19 protein-coding genes and 5 tRNA genes are annotated in these 18,766 nt (G+C 73.3%); 8 read left to right on the forward strand and 16 right to left on the reverse strand.

Annotated elements, in window-relative coordinates; translation table 11 throughout:
- Positions 1–105: 105 nt before the first annotated feature.
- From EBN88_RS08915 to pgsA, 7 genes are all read right to left on the reverse strand, one after another.
- Positions 106–858 carry a YebC/PmpR family DNA-binding transcriptional regulator gene (locus tag EBN88_RS08915; protein ID WP_122183264.1) on the reverse strand — a complete coding sequence of 251 codons (753 nt, stop codon included), beginning with the start codon at positions 856–858 and terminating at the stop codon, positions 106–108.
- Between the two features lie 67 nt (positions 859–925).
- Positions 926–1,528: a pyridoxal 5'-phosphate synthase glutaminase subunit PdxT gene (pdxT, locus tag EBN88_RS08920; RefSeq protein WP_122183265.1), complete on the reverse strand. Its 603-nt coding sequence runs from the start codon at positions 1,526–1,528 to the stop codon at positions 926–928.
- A 4-nt stretch (positions 1,529–1,532) separates the two neighbouring features.
- Positions 1,533–2,504 carry a pyridoxal 5'-phosphate synthase lyase subunit PdxS gene (gene pdxS / locus EBN88_RS08925; RefSeq protein ID WP_122183266.1) on the reverse strand — a complete coding sequence of 324 codons (972 nt, stop codon included), beginning with the start codon at positions 2,502–2,504 and terminating at the stop codon, positions 1,533–1,535.
- 201 nt (positions 2,505–2,705) lie between these two features.
- Entirely contained in the window at positions 2,706–3,290 is a 585-nt protein-coding gene (locus tag EBN88_RS08930; RefSeq protein WP_122183267.1) for a LemA family protein, read from the reverse strand.
- 89 nt (positions 3,291–3,379) lie between these two features.
- Entirely contained in the window at positions 3,380–4,540 is a 1,161-nt protein-coding gene (locus EBN88_RS08935; protein ID WP_122183268.1) for a glycosyltransferase family 4 protein, read from the reverse strand.
- Between the two features lie 10 nt (positions 4,541–4,550).
- Positions 4,551–5,519: a phosphatidylinositol mannoside acyltransferase gene (locus EBN88_RS08940; protein ID WP_122183269.1), complete on the reverse strand. Its 969-nt coding sequence runs from the start codon at positions 5,517–5,519 to the stop codon at positions 4,551–4,553.
- Complete coding sequence (pgsA, locus tag EBN88_RS08945; RefSeq protein WP_233580550.1) at positions 5,516–6,208, reverse strand: phosphatidylinositol phosphate synthase; 693 nt, start codon at positions 6,206–6,208, stop codon at positions 5,516–5,518. Before pgsA ends, EBN88_RS08940 begins: the two co-directional genes overlap by 4 nt.
- 287 nt (positions 6,209–6,495) lie before the next feature.
- Here pgsA and EBN88_RS08950 point away from each other — a divergent pair, with 287 nt between their 5' ends.
- Positions 6,496–8,172 (forward strand): hypothetical protein, encoded by a 1,677-nt coding sequence (locus tag EBN88_RS08950; protein WP_122183271.1) that lies wholly within the window; start codon positions 6,496–6,498, stop codon positions 8,170–8,172.
- A gap of 52 nt (positions 8,173–8,224) precedes the next feature.
- Here EBN88_RS08950 and EBN88_RS08955 read toward each other — a convergent pair whose 3' ends face one another.
- The 4 genes from EBN88_RS08955 to EBN88_RS08970 form a co-directional block, all read right to left on the reverse strand.
- Positions 8,225–8,794 (reverse strand): HIT family protein, encoded by a 570-nt coding sequence (locus tag EBN88_RS08955; RefSeq protein WP_122183272.1) that lies wholly within the window; start codon positions 8,792–8,794, stop codon positions 8,225–8,227.
- A 57-nt stretch (positions 8,795–8,851) separates the two neighbouring features.
- Positions 8,852–10,831, reverse strand: coding sequence for a threonine--tRNA ligase (gene thrS, locus EBN88_RS08960; protein ID WP_122183273.1), 1,980 nt, complete (start codon positions 10,829–10,831; stop codon positions 8,852–8,854).
- Between the two features lie 198 nt (positions 10,832–11,029).
- Positions 11,030–11,101 (reverse strand) — tRNA-Val (locus EBN88_RS08965).
- Positions 11,102–11,193: 92 nt separating this feature from the next.
- Positions 11,194–11,646 (reverse strand): SRPBCC family protein, encoded by a 453-nt coding sequence (locus EBN88_RS08970; protein WP_122183282.1) that lies wholly within the window; start codon positions 11,644–11,646, stop codon positions 11,194–11,196.
- A gap of 163 nt (positions 11,647–11,809) precedes the next feature.
- Here EBN88_RS08970 and EBN88_RS08975 point away from each other — a divergent pair, with 163 nt between their 5' ends.
- Entirely contained in the window at positions 11,810–12,223 is a 414-nt protein-coding gene (locus EBN88_RS08975; RefSeq protein WP_003959770.1) for an SsgA family sporulation/cell division regulator, read from the forward strand.
- A gap of 143 nt (positions 12,224–12,366) precedes the next feature.
- On the opposite strand, the gene EBN88_RS08980 is transcribed toward EBN88_RS08975, so the two are convergent.
- The gene (locus EBN88_RS08980; protein WP_122183274.1) at positions 12,367–12,591 is read right to left on the reverse strand and encodes a hypothetical protein; all 225 of its coding nucleotides are present in this window, start codon (positions 12,589–12,591) and stop codon (positions 12,367–12,369) included.
- Between the two features lie 116 nt (positions 12,592–12,707).
- Positions 12,708–13,121, reverse strand: coding sequence for a hypothetical protein (locus tag EBN88_RS08985; protein WP_147472687.1), 414 nt, complete (start codon positions 13,119–13,121; stop codon positions 12,708–12,710).
- 98 nt (positions 13,122–13,219) lie between these two features.
- On the opposite strand from EBN88_RS08985, the gene EBN88_RS08990 reads away from it, so the two are divergent.
- Positions 13,220–13,729 carry a DsbA family protein gene (locus EBN88_RS08990; RefSeq protein ID WP_122183276.1) on the forward strand — a complete coding sequence of 170 codons (510 nt, stop codon included), beginning with the start codon at positions 13,220–13,222 and terminating at the stop codon, positions 13,727–13,729.
- A 20-nt stretch (positions 13,730–13,749) separates the two neighbouring features.
- Here EBN88_RS08990 and EBN88_RS08995 read toward each other — a convergent pair whose 3' ends face one another.
- From EBN88_RS08995 to EBN88_RS09005, 3 genes are all read right to left on the reverse strand, one after another.
- Positions 13,750–14,586, reverse strand: a complete 837-nt coding sequence (locus EBN88_RS08995) for a GNAT family N-acetyltransferase (protein ID WP_122183277.1) — start codon at positions 14,584–14,586, stop codon at positions 13,750–13,752.
- 76 nt (positions 14,587–14,662) lie between these two features.
- The gene (locus EBN88_RS09000) at positions 14,663–15,487 is read right to left on the reverse strand and encodes an aminotransferase class IV (protein WP_122183278.1); all 825 of its coding nucleotides are present in this window, start codon (positions 15,485–15,487) and stop codon (positions 14,663–14,665) included.
- A complete protein-coding gene (locus EBN88_RS09005) occupies positions 15,478–16,548 on the reverse strand; it encodes a chorismate-binding protein (protein ID WP_122183279.1) in 1,071 nt (356 codons plus the stop codon). The genes EBN88_RS09000 and EBN88_RS09005 overlap by 10 nt, the downstream gene beginning before the upstream one ends.
- A gap of 109 nt (positions 16,549–16,657) precedes the next feature.
- On the opposite strand from EBN88_RS09005, the gene EBN88_RS09010 reads away from it, so the two are divergent.
- From EBN88_RS09010 to EBN88_RS09030, 5 genes are all read left to right on the forward strand, one after another.
- A tRNA-Gly gene (locus EBN88_RS09010) sits at positions 16,658–16,730 on the forward strand.
- A gap of 24 nt (positions 16,731–16,754) precedes the next feature.
- A tRNA-Cys gene (locus EBN88_RS09015) sits at positions 16,755–16,825 on the forward strand.
- Position 16,826: 1 nt separating this feature from the next.
- A tRNA-Val gene (locus EBN88_RS09020) sits at positions 16,827–16,898 on the forward strand.
- A 22-nt stretch (positions 16,899–16,920) separates the two neighbouring features.
- Positions 16,921–16,992 (forward strand) — tRNA-Val (locus tag EBN88_RS09025).
- A 756-nt stretch (positions 16,993–17,748) separates the two neighbouring features.
- Positions 17,749–18,766: serine/threonine-protein kinase (locus tag EBN88_RS09030; protein WP_233580551.1), on the forward strand; the 1,018-nt coding region annotated here is incomplete at its 3' end.

The following is an 18,766-nucleotide window of genomic DNA, read 5'->3' on the forward strand; positions in this document are numbered from 1 at the left end:
CGTCGGCGTGGCGGGCGGCCCAGCGCGCGCGGACGACGCGGCCATCGGCGGCGTCAACCACCGTGCGGCGCACGGGCGTTGGCGGCGCGGAGCAGTCGGGCCCGGTCAGGCGTCGACCCTGGCCATCACGTCGTCGGCGACGTCGAAGTTGGCGAAGACGTTCTGCACGTCGTCGCTGTCCTCCAGGGCGTCGATGAGCCGGAAGATCCTGCGGGCGCCCTCCTCGTCCAGCTCCACCTGCATGGTGGGGACGAAGCTGTTCTCCGCCGAGTCGTAGTCGATGCCGGCCTCCTGGAGCGCGGTGCGCACCGCGACCAGGTCGCTGGCCTCGCTGACCACCTCGAAGGACTCGCCCAGGTCGTTGACCTCCTCGGCGCCGGCCTCCAGGACCGCCGTGAGCACGTCGTCCTCGGACAGCTCGCCCTTGGGGACGATCACCACGCCCTTGCGGTTGAAGAGGTAGGAGACCGAGCCCGGGTCCGCCATCGAGCCGCCGTTGCGGGTCATCGCCACGCGCACGTCGGATGCGGCGCGGTTGCGGTTGTCGGTGAGGCACTCGATCAGCACCGCGACGCCGTTGGGGCCGTAGCCCTCGTACATGATCGTCTGGTAGTCGGCGCCGCCGGCCTCCAGGCCCGCCCCCCGCTTGACCGCGCGGTCGATGTTGGTGTTGGGCACGGAGCTCTTCTTGGCCTTCTGGATGGCGTCGAAGAGCGTGGGGTTGCCGTCCGGGTCGCCGCCGCCGGTGCGGGCGGCGACCTCGATGTTCTTGATCAGCTTGGCGAACAGCTTGCCGCGCTTGGCATCGATCACGGCCTTCTTGTGCTTGGTGGTTGCCCACTTGGAGTGGCCGGACACAGCGCTGCTCCTTCGTTGTCGCCAACTAGTTCCCGTGCGTCAGTCGCCCAGCGATCCTACCGGCAGCTCAGCGGCCCGCCGCGCGCACCATCGCCACGAAGAGGCCGTGCACCCGGTGGTCGCCCGTCAGCTCCGGGTGGAACGCGGTCGCCAGGAGGTTGCCCTGGCGGACCGCGACCGGGTGCCCCTGGAACTCGGCGAGGGAGTCGGCGCCCGCGCCGATGGACTCCACCCAGGGGGCGCGGATGAAGACGCCGTGCACCGGCCCGCCGGCCACGCCGGCCACCTCGACGGCGGCCTCGAAGGACTCGTTCTGGCGGCCGAAGGCGTTGCGGCGCACGATCATGTCGATGCCGCCCACGGTCTCCTGGCCCGACCTGGGGTCCAGGATCTTGTCGGCGAGCATGATCATCCCGGCGCAGGAGCCGTAGACCGGCAGCCCCTCGGCGACCCGCGCGCGCAGCGGCTCCAACAGGCCGAAGGCGACCGCGAGTTTGGAGATGGTGGTGGACTCGCCGCCGGGGATGACCAGGCCGGAGACGGCGGCCAGCTCCTCGGGCCTGCGCACCGGCCGGGGCGAGGCCCCGGCCGCGCGCAGCGCGCTCAGGTGCTCACGCACGTCGCCCTGGAGGGCGAGCACCCCGATCTCGGGCGCGGTGTCACCAGCCACGGGATCACCAGCCACGGGAGGCGTACCGCTCGCCGTCGGGCAGGGTGTCCAGGTTGATGCCGACCATGGCCTCGCCCAGGCCGCGCGAGACGTCGGCGATCACCTTGGGGTCGTCGTAGAAGGTGGTGGCCTTGACGACGGCGGCGGCGCGCTTGGCCGGGTCGCCGGACTTGAAGATCCCGGAGCCGACGAAGACGCCCTCGGCGCCCAGCTGCCGCATCAGCGCGGCGTCGGCCGGGGTGGCCACGCCGCCGGCGGAGAAGAGCACCACCGGGAGCTTGCCCAGCTCGGCGACCTCGCGGACCAGCTCGTAGGGGGCGCGCAGCTCCTTGGCCGCCGCGTACAGCTCGTGGTTGTCGAGCCCGCGCAGCCGGCCGATCTCGCCGCGTATCCGCCGCATGTGGCGGACGGCCTCGACCACGTTGCCGGTGCCGGCCTCGCCCTTGGAACGGATCATGGCCGCGCCCTCGGAGATCCGGCGCAGGGCCTCGCCCAGGTTGGTGGCGCCGCAGACGAAGGGCGTGGTGAACGACCACTTGTCGGTGTGGTTGACCTCGTCGGCCGGGGTGAGGACCTCGGACTCGTCGATGTAGTCGACGCCGAGCGCCTGGAGGACCTGGGCCTCGACCAGGTGCCCGATGCGGGACTTGGCCATGACCGGGATGGAGACCGCCTCGATGATGCCGTCGATCATGTCCGGGTCGGACATGCGGGCGACGCCGCCGTCCTTGCGGATGTCGGCCGGGACCCGCTCCAGGGCCATCACGGCCACCGCGCCGGCGTCCTCGGCGATCCTGGCCTGCTCGGGGGTGACGACGTCCATGATCACCCCGCCCTTGAGCTGCTCGGCCATGCCGCGCTTGACCCGGGCGGTGCCGGTCTCCGGGGTCGCCGGGTTCGCAGTGGCGGGGGTGCTGCTGGTGGGCGTGCTGGACACGAAGGAAACCTCACTCGGACGGGCTGGAAAACGGGACATCCAACGGGAAACTCAGACAACCCCATGGTAGGTCGGCGCCTTCGGCGTCCCCCAGGGGCCCGGGGTCCCGTCCCTGCGGGTCCTCGGTCCCGGCCACCGCGAGGTCGTCCCCCTCCATTGGACCGCCTCGACCCGCGCGCCGGAAGGGCCAATCGTCCCCTGGTGGCTCCCCGAACGAGTCCAACCGGCCGGGTTCGCCGTTCACCGCTCCCGCGCGGACTCCCCCGGCGCGGTCGGCGGGCTCGGCGGGGTCAGCGGCTCCAGCAGCGCGGGCGGCGGCTCGTCGTCCATCTCGAAGGCGAGCGGGAACGGCGCGTGCCCGGCCAGCCGCAGCCAGCGGACGGTGCGGTGGCGGCGCACGGCGCGGGCCGCGCGCACCGCGTCGTTGTGGAACCTGCGGGCCATCGGCACCCGGCGCACGGCCGCGACCAGCTCGGCCGCGCTGGCCTCGCCGCCCGGCGCGTCCAACACCGCGCGCACCTGGGCCCGTTCGGCGAAGACGGCGCGCAGCGCCTGGGTCAGCTCGCTCTCGGCGACCTCGCGCTGCTCGTCCTCGGCGAGCCGGGCGGCGTGCGCGGCCTGGTAGAGGACCATCGAGGCGGCCGGGTCGAAGACCCCGGCGGTGGCCAGCTCCTGGGTGATGGAGGCGCGGCGCAGCAGGTGGGCGTCGAGGGCGGCCCTGGCCGCGTCGATGCGGGCGTGCAGCCGGTCGAGGCGGCCGGCGGTCCAGCTGAGGTAGACGCCGATCAGCAGCAGCGCGGCGACGACGACGATGACGGTGGTCACGCCCGGCCACCCTACCGGCGCCGCCCGGCGGGCGTCAGCCGGGCGCCCCCCGCCCCGGCCGGGCGCGCCGGATCAACGCGACGAGGGCCTCAGTCGCGGGCGAAGCCCAGCCGCCCCAGCAGCCCCACCCGGTCGTCCGGGGCCACCGCGCCCGCGCCCGCCGTGACCGTCTCGTAGACGGCGAGCACGTCGGCGCCGACCGTCGACCAGTCGAAGCGCCGCACATGGCGGCTGCCGCGCTCGGTCAGCTCGGCGCGCCGCTCCGCGTCGCCCAGCAGCCGCACGGCGGCTGCGGCCAGCGCCTCGGCGTCCTCGTTGGCGAACAGCTCACCGGCCGTCCCCCCGTCCAGCACCTGGGCGAACGCGTCGAGGTCGCTGGCCAGCACGGGGGCGCCGGCCGAGAGCGCCTCGACGAGGATGATCCCGAAGCTCTCCCCGCCGGTGTTGGGCGCGACATAGAGGTCCACGCTGCGCAGCAGCCGGGCCTTGTCCTCGTCGCTGACCATGCCCAGGAACTCGACGCGCGGGCGCAGTTCGGCCGGCAGCGGGGCCAGCGCCTCCCGCTCGTCGCCACGCCCGGCGACCAGCAGCCGGGCCTCGGGCCGGTCCCGCAGGATCGTCGGCAGGGCGCGCATCAGCACCGGAAGCCCCTTGCGGGGCTCGTCAATCCGGCCGATGAAGCCGATGGTCCCGCCCTGCCACTCGGGCCTGGGCTCGGCCTCGGCGAAGAAGTCCACGTCCACGCCGTTGGGGATCACCACGGCGTCCCCGCCCAGGTGCTCGACCAGGGTGCGCCGGGCGTACTCGCTGACGGCGATCCTGGCGCTGATCTTCTCCAGCGCCGGCTGGAGGATCGGGTAGGCCGCGACCATGGCGCGCGAGCGCGCGTTGGAGGTGTGGAACGTGGCGACGATCGGGCCGCGCGCCGCCCAGCAGGTCAGCAGCCCGAGCGAGGGCACGACCGGCTCGTGGATGTGCAGCACCTCGAAGTCGCCGTCCTTGACCCAGCGCCGCACCTTGCTGGCCGACATCAGGCCCAGGTTCACCCGGGCCACCGAGCCGTTGTAGGGAACGGAGACGGCCCGCCCGGCGGAGACCACGTAGGGCGGCAGCGGGGTGTCCTCGTCGGCCGGCGCCAACACCGAGACGGCGTGGCCGCGTGCGATCAGGTGCTCGGCCAGGTCGCGGACGTGGAACTGGACCCCGCCGGGGACGTCCCAGGAGTAGGGGCAGACGATGCCGATCCTCATGGTGGCGTCCTCACGGTCGGTCTCTCACGGTCGGCTGCCCGCCGTCCGTCCCCGAGGGCGGGCGCTCCCCGGCCCGCTCACGCGCCGTGGTCCGGGGCGCGAGGTCGGCCGTCCACAGCCGTTGCAGCATGTGCCAGTCCTGCGGGTGGGCGGCGATCGCCTCGGCGAAGTGGTCGGCCAGGGCCTGGGTGAGCGCGGCGGTGCGCTCCGCGCGGGTGCCGTCGGCGGGAACGGGCAGCGGGGCCATCACCCGGCCGCGCATCACGGGCGTCTCGTCGTACCAGAGCGCGACCGGCAGCAGCGCCGCGCCGGTCTGCTGGGCGAGCAGCGCGGGCCCGGCCGGCATCCGGGCCGGCTCGCCGAAGAACGTGACCGGCACCCCGGAGGCCGACAGGTCGCGGTCGGCGACCAGCGCGACGACCCCGCCGGAGCGCAGCCGGCGGGCGAGCAGCCCGAACGCGGAGCCGCCGTCGTGCGCCACCACCTCCATGCCCAGGCTCTCGCGGTAGGCGATGAAGCGGTCGAACAGGCTGGCCGGCTTGAGCCGTTCGGCGACGGTGGTGAACGGGATGCCCAGCTCGGTGACCAGCCAGCCGCCGGCCAGGTCCCAGTTGGCGAGGTGGGGCAGCGCCAGCACCACGCCCCGGCCCTCGGCGACGGCGTCGGTCAGGTGGTGGGCGTCGTCCAGCCGCAGCGAGGCGCCGATCCGTTCCCCGCTCCACACCGGCAGCCGGAAGGACTCCGTCCAGTAGCGCAGATAGCTGCGCATCCCGGCCCTGGACAGCGCGCGGAGCGCGGCCTCGTCGGCCTCGGGCACCACCCGGGCGAGGTTGCGCTCCAGCTGGCGGACCCTCGGGCCGCGCCGGCGCCAGGCGCTGTCGGCGGCCCGCCGGCCCAGGGCGACGGCGACCGGCTCGGGCATCCGCTTCACGGTGCTCCAACCGAGCTGGTAGCCGAGGTCGGCGAGGCGCTCCTTCATGCCTGCTCGCGCTTCCCCTCGGGCTCGCGCTCGGCGGCGGCCTCGCGCGCGGCCGCAGCGTCGGCCTCGGCGGACTCGCGGCGCACGGTGAGCATCCGCTGGATCAGCGTGATCAGGCTGCCGACCGCGACGACCCACAGCGCCAGCGGCAGCAGCAGGCCGATGTGCGGAACGTCGAAGGTGCGCTCCCAGCCGGAGAAGCCGGCCAGCACCAGGGTGATCACCAGCCGCTCGGCGCGTTCCACCAGGCCGTTGACCGCCACCGGCAGGCCGATGCTCTCGCCCCTGGCCTTGGTGTAGGAGACGACCTGGCCGCTGGCGAGGCAGAACAGCGTGACGGCGCACAGCAGTTGGTCGTCGCCGCCGCCGGCGTACCAGAGCGCGATGCCGGCGAAGATCGCCGCGTCGGCGACCCGGTCCAGGGTCGAGTCGAGGAACGCGCCCCAGCGGCTGGAGACGCCCAGCTGGCGCGCCATGTTGCCGTCGACCAGGTCGGAGAAGACGAACAGGGTGATGACGACGGTGCCCCAGAAGAACTCGCCCCTGGGGTAGAAGGCCAGCGCTCCCGCCATGACTCCGGCGGTTCCTACGAGGGTCACCGCGTCCGGGCTCACCCGCAGCCGGAGCAGCAGGGCGGCGAACGGGGTGAGGACACGCGTGAAGAATGCACGCGCGTACTTGTTGAGCATGTCCTTCCCAGGGGTCGCAGCGGGCCGCGCTGGTCGGGCGGCCACCGGAGGGCCCATCGTAGTCACGCGTCGGGCGGGCGCCGCCCCACCCCGCCTCGGCGGCGAGAACTGGCCTGTCTGGCAGCGGCGTTGTGCCTCGCGCCGATAGGCTGGTCGCGGCAGGGTTGCCGGGCTCGCGGGGCGGGAACGGGCCTGTCGGCGACGGGTGTCGCGCCCCGCCCGTGCGGGACGAGGACGGTTCCCCGACGGGGCTTCCCCGTCGGACGACTCAGGGAGTGGGGTCTGTCATGACGGCGCTTGACGACCTGCGGAACGCCGCTGGTGTGGAGTTCGACTTCGCCCCGGGCGCGCAGGTGCCGCTGTCCGGGTCGAGCGGCGGGAGAACGGGGCTCAGCCAGCGGATCGCCTCGGTGGCGTACCGGGAGGGCTCGCCGGAGAAGATCAAGGAGCCCAACGACGCGGCCAAGGTGAACAAGGGCAGGTTCAGCCTGCTGGAGCCGAACCTGGGCGAGGCGTTCACGCGGGCCATCGAGACCAGGATGCTGGCGGACGGGCGCAAGCCTCTGATCCAGTCCTTCGGCGCCGAGCCACAGGTGGTGGTCGAGCACGCGCTGGCCGCCAAGCGCATCCGCCGCCAGCGGGACAGCCGGCTGACCGTGATCATGGCGGTTTTCGGACTCCTCTTCCTGCCGGGCGTGGCCGTCTGGCTGGGGCTGTTCCAGCTGCGCCGGACGTTCGCCGGCTCGCAGGACCGGCGCGCCGGGGCGCTGGGCACGCTGCTGCTGGTGGGCATCGCGCTGTTCGTCGCGCTGCTGGTGGTGCGGGCCCCGGTCGGCGGGGTGCTCCAGATCTATCTGTGGGCGATGCTGCCGGCGCCGGTGATCGGCTGGTTCCTCGCCCGACAGGTCAGCGAGCGGACCGCGCGGAACCTCCGCGCCCACTGGGCCGACCTGGCCGGCGGCGGCGGCTCCGGCGTCGTGGTGCCCGAGGCGGTCCCGCAGAACCCGAACGACGCGGACGCCGAGCGGCTGCGCATCGGCCTGGCCAAGCTGGCCGCCGAGCAGGAGAGCAACCTGACGTACTACGCGGGGACCAAGGGGATACTCGGGATGGGCGTCCGCTGGGGCCACTGGCACCTGGCGGAGGACCTGCGGCCGCGCGACCCGGGCCGGGAGATCGACCCGTTCCGCGCCTGGGACGTGGCCCGCGCGATCGGCGACCAGATGCGGCTGCTGGAGCGCGGCCCGCTGCACACCGGCGGGTTCACCGCGCCGACGATAACGCACTGGGTGGTGCGGCACGTGGGCGAGGGCGCCGGGGAGGTCGCCAGGCCGGAGGGGCCCAACGCGGACGGGTACCGCTTCAGCAACATCGAGGTGCAGCGGATCTGCAACGAGCAGCAGTACAGCGCCGGGGACCGGCACTATCTGGGCGTCCAGTTCGTGCTGTGGGACGGCGAGTTGGTGATCACCATGATGATCACGGTGACGGTGCTCCACCACACGCTGCGGATCGAGGTCTCCGGCTACGCGCTGGGCCCGCTGGACGGCTTCTTCGAGGAGAAGCCCAAGCCGGACAAGAAGAAGGTGCGGGACTTCCCGAGGTTCTGGAAGCAGCGCGAGGTGGAACTGCCGGCGGTCAACGCCAGGGAGGCGGTGCGGCTGGCGGCGCGGGCCCCGTTGACCTGGTTCCCGAAGCGGCTGGACAAGCTGGGCGGCACGATCGCCCTGCCCGAGCCGTTCGGGCTGCGGCACACCTGGGCCACCAAGCCGTGGAACCACCGCTTCATGGTGGACGACGTGCTGCGCACCGCGACCCCGGTGCTGCGGGTGGCGCTGTCGGCGGCCTTCAAGGTGCTGCGGGAGAACGGCGTGGACATGGCGCCGTTCGACGCCAGGGCGCAGATACTGAGCGGCTCGGTCCAGGACCCGGGGCCCAGCCAGGACGACACCTACGGGATGTGAGCGGCGCGCCGGTCCGGGCCGGCGCGCCCGCGCTCCCCTCGGGACAGTCCCGTCAGACCCCGGCGTCCGAGGGCCAGGCGTCGGCGAGCATCCGCCGGGTGTCGGCGAGGAGTTGGGGCAGCACCTTGGTGTGCCCGACCACCGGCATGAAGTTGGCGTCGCCGCCCCAGCGCGGCACCACGTGCTGGTGCAGGTGGGGCGCGATGCCGGCGCCGGCGGCGGCGCCCTGGTTCATCCCGATGTTGAAGCCGTGCGCGCCCGACGCTGACCTGATCGCGGTCATCGCCTGCTTGGTGAGGGTGGCCAGCTCGGCGGTCTCCTCGCCGGTCAACTCGGTGTAGTCGGCGACGTGCCGGTAGGGGACGACGAGCAGGTGGCCGCCGTTGTACGGGTAGAGGTTGAGCACCGCGTAGACGGTCTCGGCCCGGGCGATCACCAGGCCGTCCTCGTCGCTCTTGGCGGGGATCGAGCAGAACGGACAGCCGTCCTCGGCGCCGGGCCCGGTCGGTTTCCCCTCACCCTGGATATAGGCCATCCGGTGGGGCGTCCACAGGCGTTGGAACGCGTCCGGCGTTCCGACCCCGATCTGCTGCTCCGGCTCGCTGCTCATGCCGGCCAGCATATGGCGTATCGCCGCTGACCGGGCCCCCGGGGCGAGCCAGGGGGCCGGTGCGCGCGCTCAGACCTGGACGCGTCGCGCCACCGCGTCGGCGATCTCCGCGAGCGCCCGCTCGCGGGGCACCCCGTTGCGCTGACTGCCGTCCCGGTAGCGGAAGCTGACCGTGCCCGCCGCCTGGTCGTCGTCGCCGACGATCAGCATGAACGGGACCTTGGCGCGCTGGGCGTTGCGGATCTTCTTCTGCATCCGGTCGGCCGAGGCGTCGACCTCGACCCGCAGCCCGGCCGCCCGCGCCTCGGCGGCGAACTCGGCGAGGTAGGGCACGTGCGTGTCGCCCACCGGGATGCCGACGGCCTGGACTGGCGCCAGCCAGGGCGGGAACGCGCCGGCGTAGTGCTCCAACAGCACCCCGAAGAAGCGCTCGATGGAGCCGAAGAGCGCCCGGTGGATCATCACCGGGGTGCGCCGGCCGCCGTCGGCCGCCGTGTACTCCAGGTTGAACCGCTTGGGCTGCTGGAAGTCGACCTGGAGCGTGGACATCTGCCAGGTGCGGCCGATGGCGTCCCTGGCCTGGACCGAGATCTTCGGCCCGTAGTAGGCGGCCCCGCCCGGGTCCATGACCAGTTCGAGGCCCTGCTTCTCGGCGGCCTGCCGCAGCACCTCGGTGGCCTCGGCCCACTCCTCGGGCTCGCCGATGAACTTCTCCGAGTCGTCCCGGGTGGACAGTTCGAGGTAGAAGTCGTCCAGCCCGTAGTCGCGCAGCAGCCCCAGCACGAAGGTGAGCAGCCCGTCCAGCTCGGCCGGCATCTGCTCCTTGGTGCAGTAGATGTGCGAGTCGTCCTGGGTGAACCCGCGCGCCCTGGTGAGGCCGTGGACCACGCCCGACTTCTCGTAGCGGTACACGGTGCCGAACTCGAAGAGCCGCAGCGGCAGTTCCCGGTAGGAACGCCCACGCGCCCTGAAGATCAGGTTGTGCATGGGGCAGTTCATTGCCTTGAGGTAATAGTCCTGCCCCTCGAATTCCATGGGCGGGAACATCGACTCGGCATAGTTCGGCAGATGGCCGGAGGTCTCGAAGAGGTTCCGCTTGCTGATGTGCGGCGTGTTGACGAATTCGTATCCGGCGGCCTCGTGGCGCTGCCGCGAATAGTCCTCCATCACCCGGCGGACGGTGCCGCCCTTCGGATGGAACACGGCGAGCCCCGAGCCCAGTTCCTCGGGAATGGAGAACAGGTCGAGTTCCGCGCCGAGTTTGCGGTGGTCGCGCTTCTCGGCCTCGGCGAGGAACGCCAGATACTCCTTGAGTTCGTCCATGCTCGGCCAGGCGGTGCCGTAGATCCGCTGGAGCTGCGGGTTGCGCTCGCTGCCGCGCCAGTAGGCGGCGGCCGAACGCATCAGCCGGAACGCGGGGATCAGGCGGGTGTTCGGCAGGTGCGGGCCGCGACACAGGTCGCGCCAGCGGCGCTCGCCGCTCTTCGGGTCCACGTTGTCGTAGATCGTCAGCTGGCCGGCGCCCACCTCGGCGCCGGCGCCCTCGGCCGAGTCCGCCGCCGCGCCCTTGAGCCCGATCAGCTCCACCTTGTAGGGCTCGTCGGCCAGTTCGGCGCGCGCCTCCTCGTCGCTGACCGGCCGGCGGACGAACCGCTGGCCCTGCTTGACGATGCGCCGCATCTGCTTCTCGACGCGGCCGAGGTCCTCGGGCGTGAACGGCTCGGCCACGTCGAAGTCGTAGTAGAAGCCGTCCCTGATGGGCGGGCCGATGCCCAGCTTCGCCTCCGGGTACAGCTCCTGCACCGCCTGCGCCAGCACATGGGCGGTCGAGTGGCGCAGGATGGCGAGGCCGTCGGGCGAGGCCAGCTCGACCGGGGCGACCTCGTCGCCGTCGGCCAGCGGGTGGCTCAGGTCGCGCGGTTCGCCGCCGACCCGGGCGGCCACGACGGAGCGCTCGCCCTCGAAGAGGGCGCCGGCCGTCGTCCCCGTGGGCACCACACGCTCCTGCCGCTCGGCGTCGCGCAGTACGGCCACTCGGACTTCCGCCACCGGTGCTCTCCTCTTCTCCGTCCGGCGCGACGCCCACGCGTCGCACCGCCGCCTCTTCGTCTGGGCCCGAGTCCTGTGGATCTTGGGGGATTTCCCCGCGTTTGGGCCCTCCAGGCATGGTACGAGGCGCGTTGTCGAGCCCGCAGCCCGGGGCCCACGACAAAGGCCGGCCCGCGCTTGCGGACCGGCCTTTCCGGGTGGGCGATACTGGGTTCGAACCAGTGACCTCTTCGGTGTGAACGAAGCGCTCTCCCACTGAGCTAATCGCCCGGGTGTTGTGCCCCTCGGCACGGGAAGAACCATACAGGGCAGGTCACCTGACGTCCAAACCGGTTGGCTACGCCGCCGGAGACGACCCCCGATCACTCCCGCAGCCAGGCCCGCAGGCCCCGTTCGCCGGACCGCATCATCGACGCGTGGTTGGCCCGGAACGCCGGCCTGGCGAGCGGCCCCAGCCGCAGCGGCAGGCCGCCGGTCACCACGCAGTCCTGGGCGTGGACCAGCAGCGTCCCGCGCCCGACGGGGAAGAGCGACCAGCGCAGCCAGCCCTCCAGGTCGCCGGAGAGCAGGACCTCCAGCCGCCCGCCCGCCTCGTCCCGCACCCCGGCGCGCACGCACACCCGCAGCTCGTGCGGCAGGAACGAGCGGAACCGCGCCACCGCGCTCCCCCCGTCGCCGCTGACCAGCTCGCGGACCTCGGGCCACCAGCGCGGATAGTCGGCCGGCTCGTTCAGCGCCGCGAAGACCCTCGCGGCGGGCGCCGCGACACGCCAGGCCCCGCCGAACTGACAGCGACTCCACCAGGTGTGAGACATGCCGATCACCCTAGGTTCCGGGCCGTGTCACGGCTCGACCATTGGAATGACGTTAAGGGGAGCAATGCGGGCAGACCGGTTTACAACCGACGGGTATGTGGCATCTCGATCTGGCCGACGTGCGAATCCCCGAGCGCACACTGAGCGAAAGGCCCTGGCGCTTATGAACACCACGGTCAGCTGCGAGCTGCACCTGCGCCTCGTTGTATCGAGCGAGTCCTCACTTCCTGTACCCGCGGGGCTGCGGTATGACACGGCGGACCCCTACGCCGTACACGCCACATTTCACACCGGAGCCGAAGAAACCGTCGAGTGGGTTTTCGCCCGCGACCTGTTGGCCGAGGGGCTGCACCGCCCTACGGGCACGGGAGACGTTCGGGTCTGGCCCTCCCGCAGCCATGGTCAGGGGGTCGTCTGCATCGCCCTCAGCTCCCCGGAGGGGGAGGCGTTGCTGGAGGCCCCCGCCCGAGCACTGGAGTCGTTCCTCAAGCGGACCGACGCGGCCGTGCCCCCGGGCACGGAACACCGTCACTTCGACCTCGATACGGAACTCTCGCACATCCTCGCGGAGAGTTAACGACCCGCCGGTCCCTCGCACCGTCTGAACTCGGGGCGACGGTGTGGGACCGGCGCTACCCCCGGCACGGCGCCGTCGCGGAGCAACCGCCCGCGACGGCGCCGTCGCCGTTCCGGGGCCCCGGGCCGGCGGGTCCCGGTGGGCTAGAGCCAGAACTGGTCGTGCAGGCCCGCGATCAGCAGCAGGGTGCCGATGACCGTCAGGAAGAGCATCAGCGGGGGCTGGGAGACGGCGAACAGACAGCCGCCGGGCTCGGGCGGCGCCTCGGCCGCCTCGTCGGGCGCGGTCTCGGGAGGGCGCGGGTCGGCGGTCGGGCGCGGACTGGGGCGGACGGATTCGGGAGCGTGCTCCCCGGTGATGTGGGCCATGACGCGGCGATCATGGCGCAGGGTGGGCCGTTGCCGCGATCGCGGCGTCTCCTTCGCGCGGCAATCGGCGGTTTGCCCGGCGCGGGCGTGGCCCGTTGTGCTAGGGCGGGCCGACCTCAGATGCCGTGCTTCTTGAGGATGGCCTCGATGTCGGAGAAGTCGTCGGCGCCGCCGGCGGCCTGGGCGCCCTTGCGGCCGGTGGCCGGCAGGGCCGGGGTGGAGGCGCCCTTGGCGGCGACGGGCGGGGTGCCGGGCTCGGCGGCGGGGGCGCCCCTGCGGCCCCGGTCGGCGAGGCGGGCGGAGAGGAAGAGCAGCACGGCGAAGCCGAGGACGCCGACGCCGACCCAGGCCACCGGGTTGAAGGTCATGTTGATGATCAGGCGCAGGATGCCCGTCATCGCGAGCCCGACCGGCACCAGCGACAGCGCCGCCAGCCGCATCGCGGTGGCGTACCGGCGGCGCCTGGCCACCAGCAGCGAGACTCCCAGGCCGGCGACGGACAGCAGAGTACATACGGTGCCAGTCAACATCTTTCCATCGTGCCCAAGCCCGCCGGCCAAGGCCAGCGTCGGGCGGCGGGATCAGGGAGATATCGGGGTTGTCGGCGGCGGATGGAAGACTGGCCGCCATGAACGAGACGACCGGTCACGCCGTGCTCGACGTGTGGTGTGACCTTCAGTGCCCGGACTGTCACCGCGCGGAGTCCGATCTCGCCGCGCTGCGCGAGCGGTTCGGGTCGGCGCTGGAGATCAGGCGGCGGCACTTTCCGCTGGCGGGCCACCGGCACGCGCTGGCGGCGGCGCAGGCCGCCGAGGAGGCGCTCGCGCAGGGGCGGGGCGAGGAGTACTGGACGGCGCTGTTGGGGCGGACGGCCGAGCTGGGGCGGCGCGGGGAGCCGGTGTTGCTGGAGCTGGCGGGCGAACTGGGCCTGGACGTCGAGGAGATGGAGACGGCGCTCATCGACGGCCGGCACCTGTTGCAGGTGGACGCGGACCACGCCGAGGGGAAGGCACTGGGCGTCACCGGCACGCCGACGTATCTGATCGACGGGCGGCGGCTGGACGGCGGGAAGTCCCAGGAGGGGCTGCGGGAGACGATCGCGGAGATCGCCGAGCGGCTGCTGGCCGAGGGGGCCTGAGCCGTGTCCTCGCTCGTGCCCTAGAGCAGCGACTTGCTCAGGTGGTGGCGGAGCGGCCGGTAGTCGAGGGAGGCCGCGAGACGGGACGCCGGGAGGTTGCCGGCGAAGGCGTGGGCCAGCAGGCGCTTGGCGCCGCGCTCGGCGGCCAGCCGCCCGGCGTGCGCCAGCAGCGTGTGGCCGTGGCCGAGCCCCCGGTGCTCGGGGGCCACGCTCACGCCCATCACGGCCGGCTCGCCCCGGGCGCCCTCGTGGGTCCTGGTCAGCCAGCAGCTGCCGACGGGCGTGCCGGCGTGTTCCAGCACGTGGACCAACACCCCGGGCGTCGCGAGCCCTTGGGGCAGGGCCGCCTCGGTGGCGGCGTTGGCGCGGAACGCGGCCCACTCGGGCGGCACCCCGCGCTCGGTCCAGGAGCGGGCGTAGGAGGCACGCTCGGCGGCCAGCCACGGCTGGTACTCGGCCTCGGTCAGCGGACGGTGCGCGCTGCCCTCGGGCGGCGGGGGCGGCGGGTCCGCCAGCTCCTTGGCGAGGGTGCGCCAGCGCGCCGCGTAGCCGAGGGCCGTGGCCAGCCGCAGCGCGCCGGTCGCGGTGTCGGGGACGGCGACGTCGGCCTGTCCGCAGCCCCAGGAGCGCAGCACCTCCTCGGCCGCGAGCGCGGCGACGGTGCCCCGGCCGCGCCGGCGTTCGGCGGGCTCGACGGTGAGGTCGACGAGGCGGCCGACGCGGTGGCCGAAGCGGGCGTCGGTCTCCAGTCGCAGGGCGCCGACGGGGCGGCCGTTGACGGTGATCGCGAAGGCGCGGCGGCGGCCCCCGTCGTCGGCGCGTTCCTCGGGGGCCGTGGGGCGCAGCGTGGTGGTCATCGCGGGATCTCTACCCGGCGGGCGGCCCGTTCTCCCGTCCCGCCGCCAGGTCCCGCCGCCGCCCGCCTTCGCCGGCTCAGGGGTCCTGGTCGGCGGCGGAGCGGGCGCGGAAGACGCGGAGCGCCTCGGCGGTGACGGGGCCCGGGGCGCCGGGGAGTTCGCGGTCGTCGACCCGGCGCACGGCCTGGACGTCGCGGGTGCTGGAGGTGAGGAAGACCTCGTCGGCCCAGCGCAGGCAGTCCATCGGCAGCTCGGTCTCCTTGGCGCCCAGCCACTCGATGACCAGGGCGCGGGTGACGCCGGCCAGGCAGCCGGAGCTGAGCGGCGGCGTGTGGGCGACGCCCTCCAGCACCACGAAGACGTTGGTGCCGGTGCCCTCGCACAGCTGGCCGGCGTTGTTCCCGAACAGGGCCTCGGACGCGGCCTGTTGGCGGGCGCGGGCCAGGGCGAGCACGTTCTCGGCGTAGGAGGTGGTCTTGAGCCCGGTGAGGGCGCCGCGCTCGTTGCGGGTCCAGGGGACGGTGATCACGGCCGTGGTCTCCGGCGGCGCCTTGGCCTCGGCGTGCGCGACCACCAGGGTCGGCGCGTCCTCGCCCCGGTCGGAGCCGAGCGGGGCGCTGCCCGAGGTGTAGGTGATCCGCAGCCGGCCGCGTTCCAGCGGGACGGCCTCCAGCACCGCGCGCGCCGCGCGCCGCACCTCATCGCGGTCCGGCTCGGGCAGGCCGAGCCCGGCGGCGGAGGCCGCCAGCCGGTCGAGGTGGCGGGTCATCGCGAAGGGGCGACCCCGTTCCGTCTTCAGCGTCTCGAACACCCCGTCGCCGACGGTGAGTCCGTGGTCGAAGACGGAGATCCGCGCGCTGTCGGCGTCCCGCAGCTCGCCGTTCAGCCAGATCAGCGCCATGCCGGCTCCTTCACCTCGCGTTCGTCTCCTGTCCGACCCCCCGGCTCAGACGCTACCCGAAGGAGGCGTTCGGCCTTGAGCACGGTCTCCGCCCACTCCCCCGCCGGGTCCGAGTCCCAGGTGATGCCGGCGCCGGCGCCGAAGCGCAGCACGGGGCGGCCGGCGGACCGGTCGATCCAGAACGTGCGGATGCCGACGGCCAGCTCGCCGACGCCCCGGTCGGCGTCCACCCAGCCGATGCCGCCGCAGTAGGGGCCACGGGGCGCGGTCTCCAGGTCCGCGATGGCGCGCAGCGCGCTGGACTTGGGGGCACCGGTGACCGAGCCGGGCGGGAAGGTGTGCGCGAGCAGCTCGGGCCAGCCGGCGCCCGGGGCGAGCCGGCCCTCGACCCGGGAGACCAGGTGGACCAGGCCCGGGTAGTCCTCGACGCCGCACAGTTGGGGAACGGTGACCGAGCCGGGGGCGCAGACCGCGCCGAGGTCGTTGCGGACCAGGTCGACGATCATCACGTTCTCGGCGCGGTCCTTGGGCAGCATCAGCTCGGGGGCGCGGGCGGTGCCCTTGATCGGCCCGGACTCCACGACGTCGCCGGCCCGGCGCAGGTACAACTCCGGGGAGGCGGTGGCGATCTCGGTGCCGTGCGCGGTCAGGCGGACGCTCCCGGCGTACCGCGCGGGGTGGCGGGCGGCGAGGTGGGCGCGCAACGCGTCGATGTCCGGGACGTGATCGGGCAGCGGGGCGGACAACACCCGGCAGAGGTTGACCTGGTAGACGTCGCCGGCCGCGATCCGGGAGCGGATGGCGGCGACGCCCGCGAGATAGCCCTCGCGGTCCAGGGAGCTGGTCCAGGCCGCCGGGTCGGGCCCGCGCCAGCGGCGGGCCGGCGGCGTGACGGGGGCGGTGCGCAGCGTGGCGAACCTGGCGCAGACCATCCGGCCCTCGAAGCCGGCGACCACCGCCCACCAGCCGCCGGAGTCCAGGGCGGCCGGGTCGTCGGTGACATCGACCAGGTCGGTCGCGAGGAACCCGCCGAACCGGGCAAGCGGAGGATGATCGGACACCTGCGCGAGTCTAGGCAAGCCCGCCGCGAAAGGTGAGTTTGAGCTGGCCGGCGAATCCGCTAGAGTTCATGACGTCGCCGGGTCGCGGTCCAAGATCCGGGAGACACCTGCGGACGTAGCTCAGTTGGTAGAGCATCACCTTGCCAAGGTGGAGGTCGCGAGTTCGAATCTCGTCGTCCGCTCGAAGAGGGCGGTTGCCCTCATCCGGTGGAGTGGCCGAGAGGCGAGGCAACGGCCTGCAAAGCCGTCTACACGGGTTCAAATCCCGTCTCCACCTCGGACGATTAGCTCAGCGGGAGAGCGCTTCCCTGACACGGAAGAGGTCACTGGTTCAATCCCAGTATCGTCCACGGGGTCCGCGAGGACCCACCCGCGCGATTAGCTCAGCGGGAGAGCGCTTCCCTGACACGGAAGAGGTCACTGGTTCAATCCCAGTATCGCGCACAGCGGCAACACCGGCCGAGGGCCGGGAGGCGGAGGACGCCTCCCGGCCCTCGGCCGTTCTCCTTGGCCCTCGCCTCCTCCTCAGGGAGGAGTCAGGGAAGAGACAGAAAGATGCCCGGGCGGCTCCCCAGCCGCCCGGGCACAGTGCCGTCCGTCTCCCCGTCCCCACGGGGTGGTGTGCCGGTGTCCCCGACCCGGGCCGCTCTCCCAGGCCCGGGGCGCCGCTCAGCGCCCCAGAGTGCCGGCCACGGACGACGCCTGGGTGACGACGGCGTCGATGCCGCCCGTCACGAACGCGAGGACGAACGCCAGCGGCAGCACCATCGCAGCCGCCACCAGAGGGTGCCGCCTGTCGGTCGGGCGAGGTGCCCGCTGTACCGCGCTCATGCGTGTCATCTCCGCGCTCCAGTCCGTCTGTTGGCAGCGACGGGCGGGTGACCTCGGGGGACGGCTTCTGCGCCCGTCGCTGCGAGTCAACTGTAGGCAGGGCCGCTCCCCCGGCACGTCACCCCGGCGTACCGACCTCGGGCCTCCCCCAGGATGACGGCCGGACCCGTCGCCTACTCCTCAGGGTGGACAAGGTCCGCACCAGGCCGAGGGTTTGCCCCCAGGGGAGCGCGGAGCGGCGGGTGGAACGGTGTGACGCCGGTGGCCGGCGGGCGGGGATAGGTCACCGTGGCGCGCGCGGCCTTTCCCCGCTGGCGGCGTCCAGTCCGTAAGCTGTGGCCATCACAAGCACCGGGCAGCGAGGTGGACATGGCGATGATGCGGCTCCGGCGCGAGGACCCGCGAGTCGTTGGGGCGTTCCGGCTGCACCGACGGCTGGGGGCCGGCGGCATGGGGGTCGTCTACCTGGGGTCGGACCGGCGGGGGCAGCGGGTCGCCCTGAAGGTCATCAGGCCCGACCTCTCGGAGGACCAGGAGTTCCGCTCGCGTTTCGCCCGCGAGGTGTCGGCGGCCCGGCGCATCAGGGGCGGCTGCACGGCCCGGCTGGTGGCGGCCGACCTGGAGGCCAGCAGGCCGTGGTTCGCCACCCAGTACGTCCCGGGGCCCTCGCTGCACGACCGGGTGCTGGAGCACGGGCCGCTGTCCGCCGCCGAGACGGCGGCGATCGGGGCCGCGTTGGCCGAGGGGCTGGTCGCGGTCCACGAGGCGGGCGTCGTCCACCGGGACCTCAAGCCGTCCAACATCCTGCTCTCGCCCAAGGGCCCCCGCATCATCGACTTCGGGATCGCCTGGTCCACCGGGGCCAGCACCCTCACCCACGTGGGAACGGCGGTGGGCTCGCCCGGGTTCCTCGCGCCCGAGCAGGTGCGCGGGCAGGGCGTGACGCCGGCCAGCGACGTGTTCTCGCTGGGCGCCACGCTGGCGTACGCGACGCTCGGCGACTCGCCGTTCGGGCAGGGCAGTTCGGAGGTCATGCTCTACCGGGTGGTGCACGAGGAGCCGCAACTGGACGGCGTGCCCGCCGCGTTGGCGCCGCTGCTGCGGTCCTGCCTGGACAAGTCGCCGGACGAGCGGCCCAGCACGACGGGGCTCTCGCTGCGGCTGAAGGAGATCGCCGTCCGGGAGGCGCGGGGCGTGCCACAGCCGGCCAGGCGGCAACGGGTGACGGTGAGCGGCCCCTCGGAGGGGCGTGGGGACGGGCGGCCGGGCGGGGTTGGCCGGGCGGGCGCTGGGGCGGCGGCGCGGGGGCGCGCGAGAGAACGGGAGCGTGCGCCGGAGCGTGCCGCCGAGCGCGCGCGGGGCGGGGCGCGGGAGCGGACCCGGCCCA

This window comes from Streptomyces triticirhizae, from assembly GCF_003696235.1.
GTDB lineage: Bacteria > Actinomycetota > Actinomycetes > Streptomycetales > Streptomycetaceae > Streptomyces > Streptomyces triticirhizae.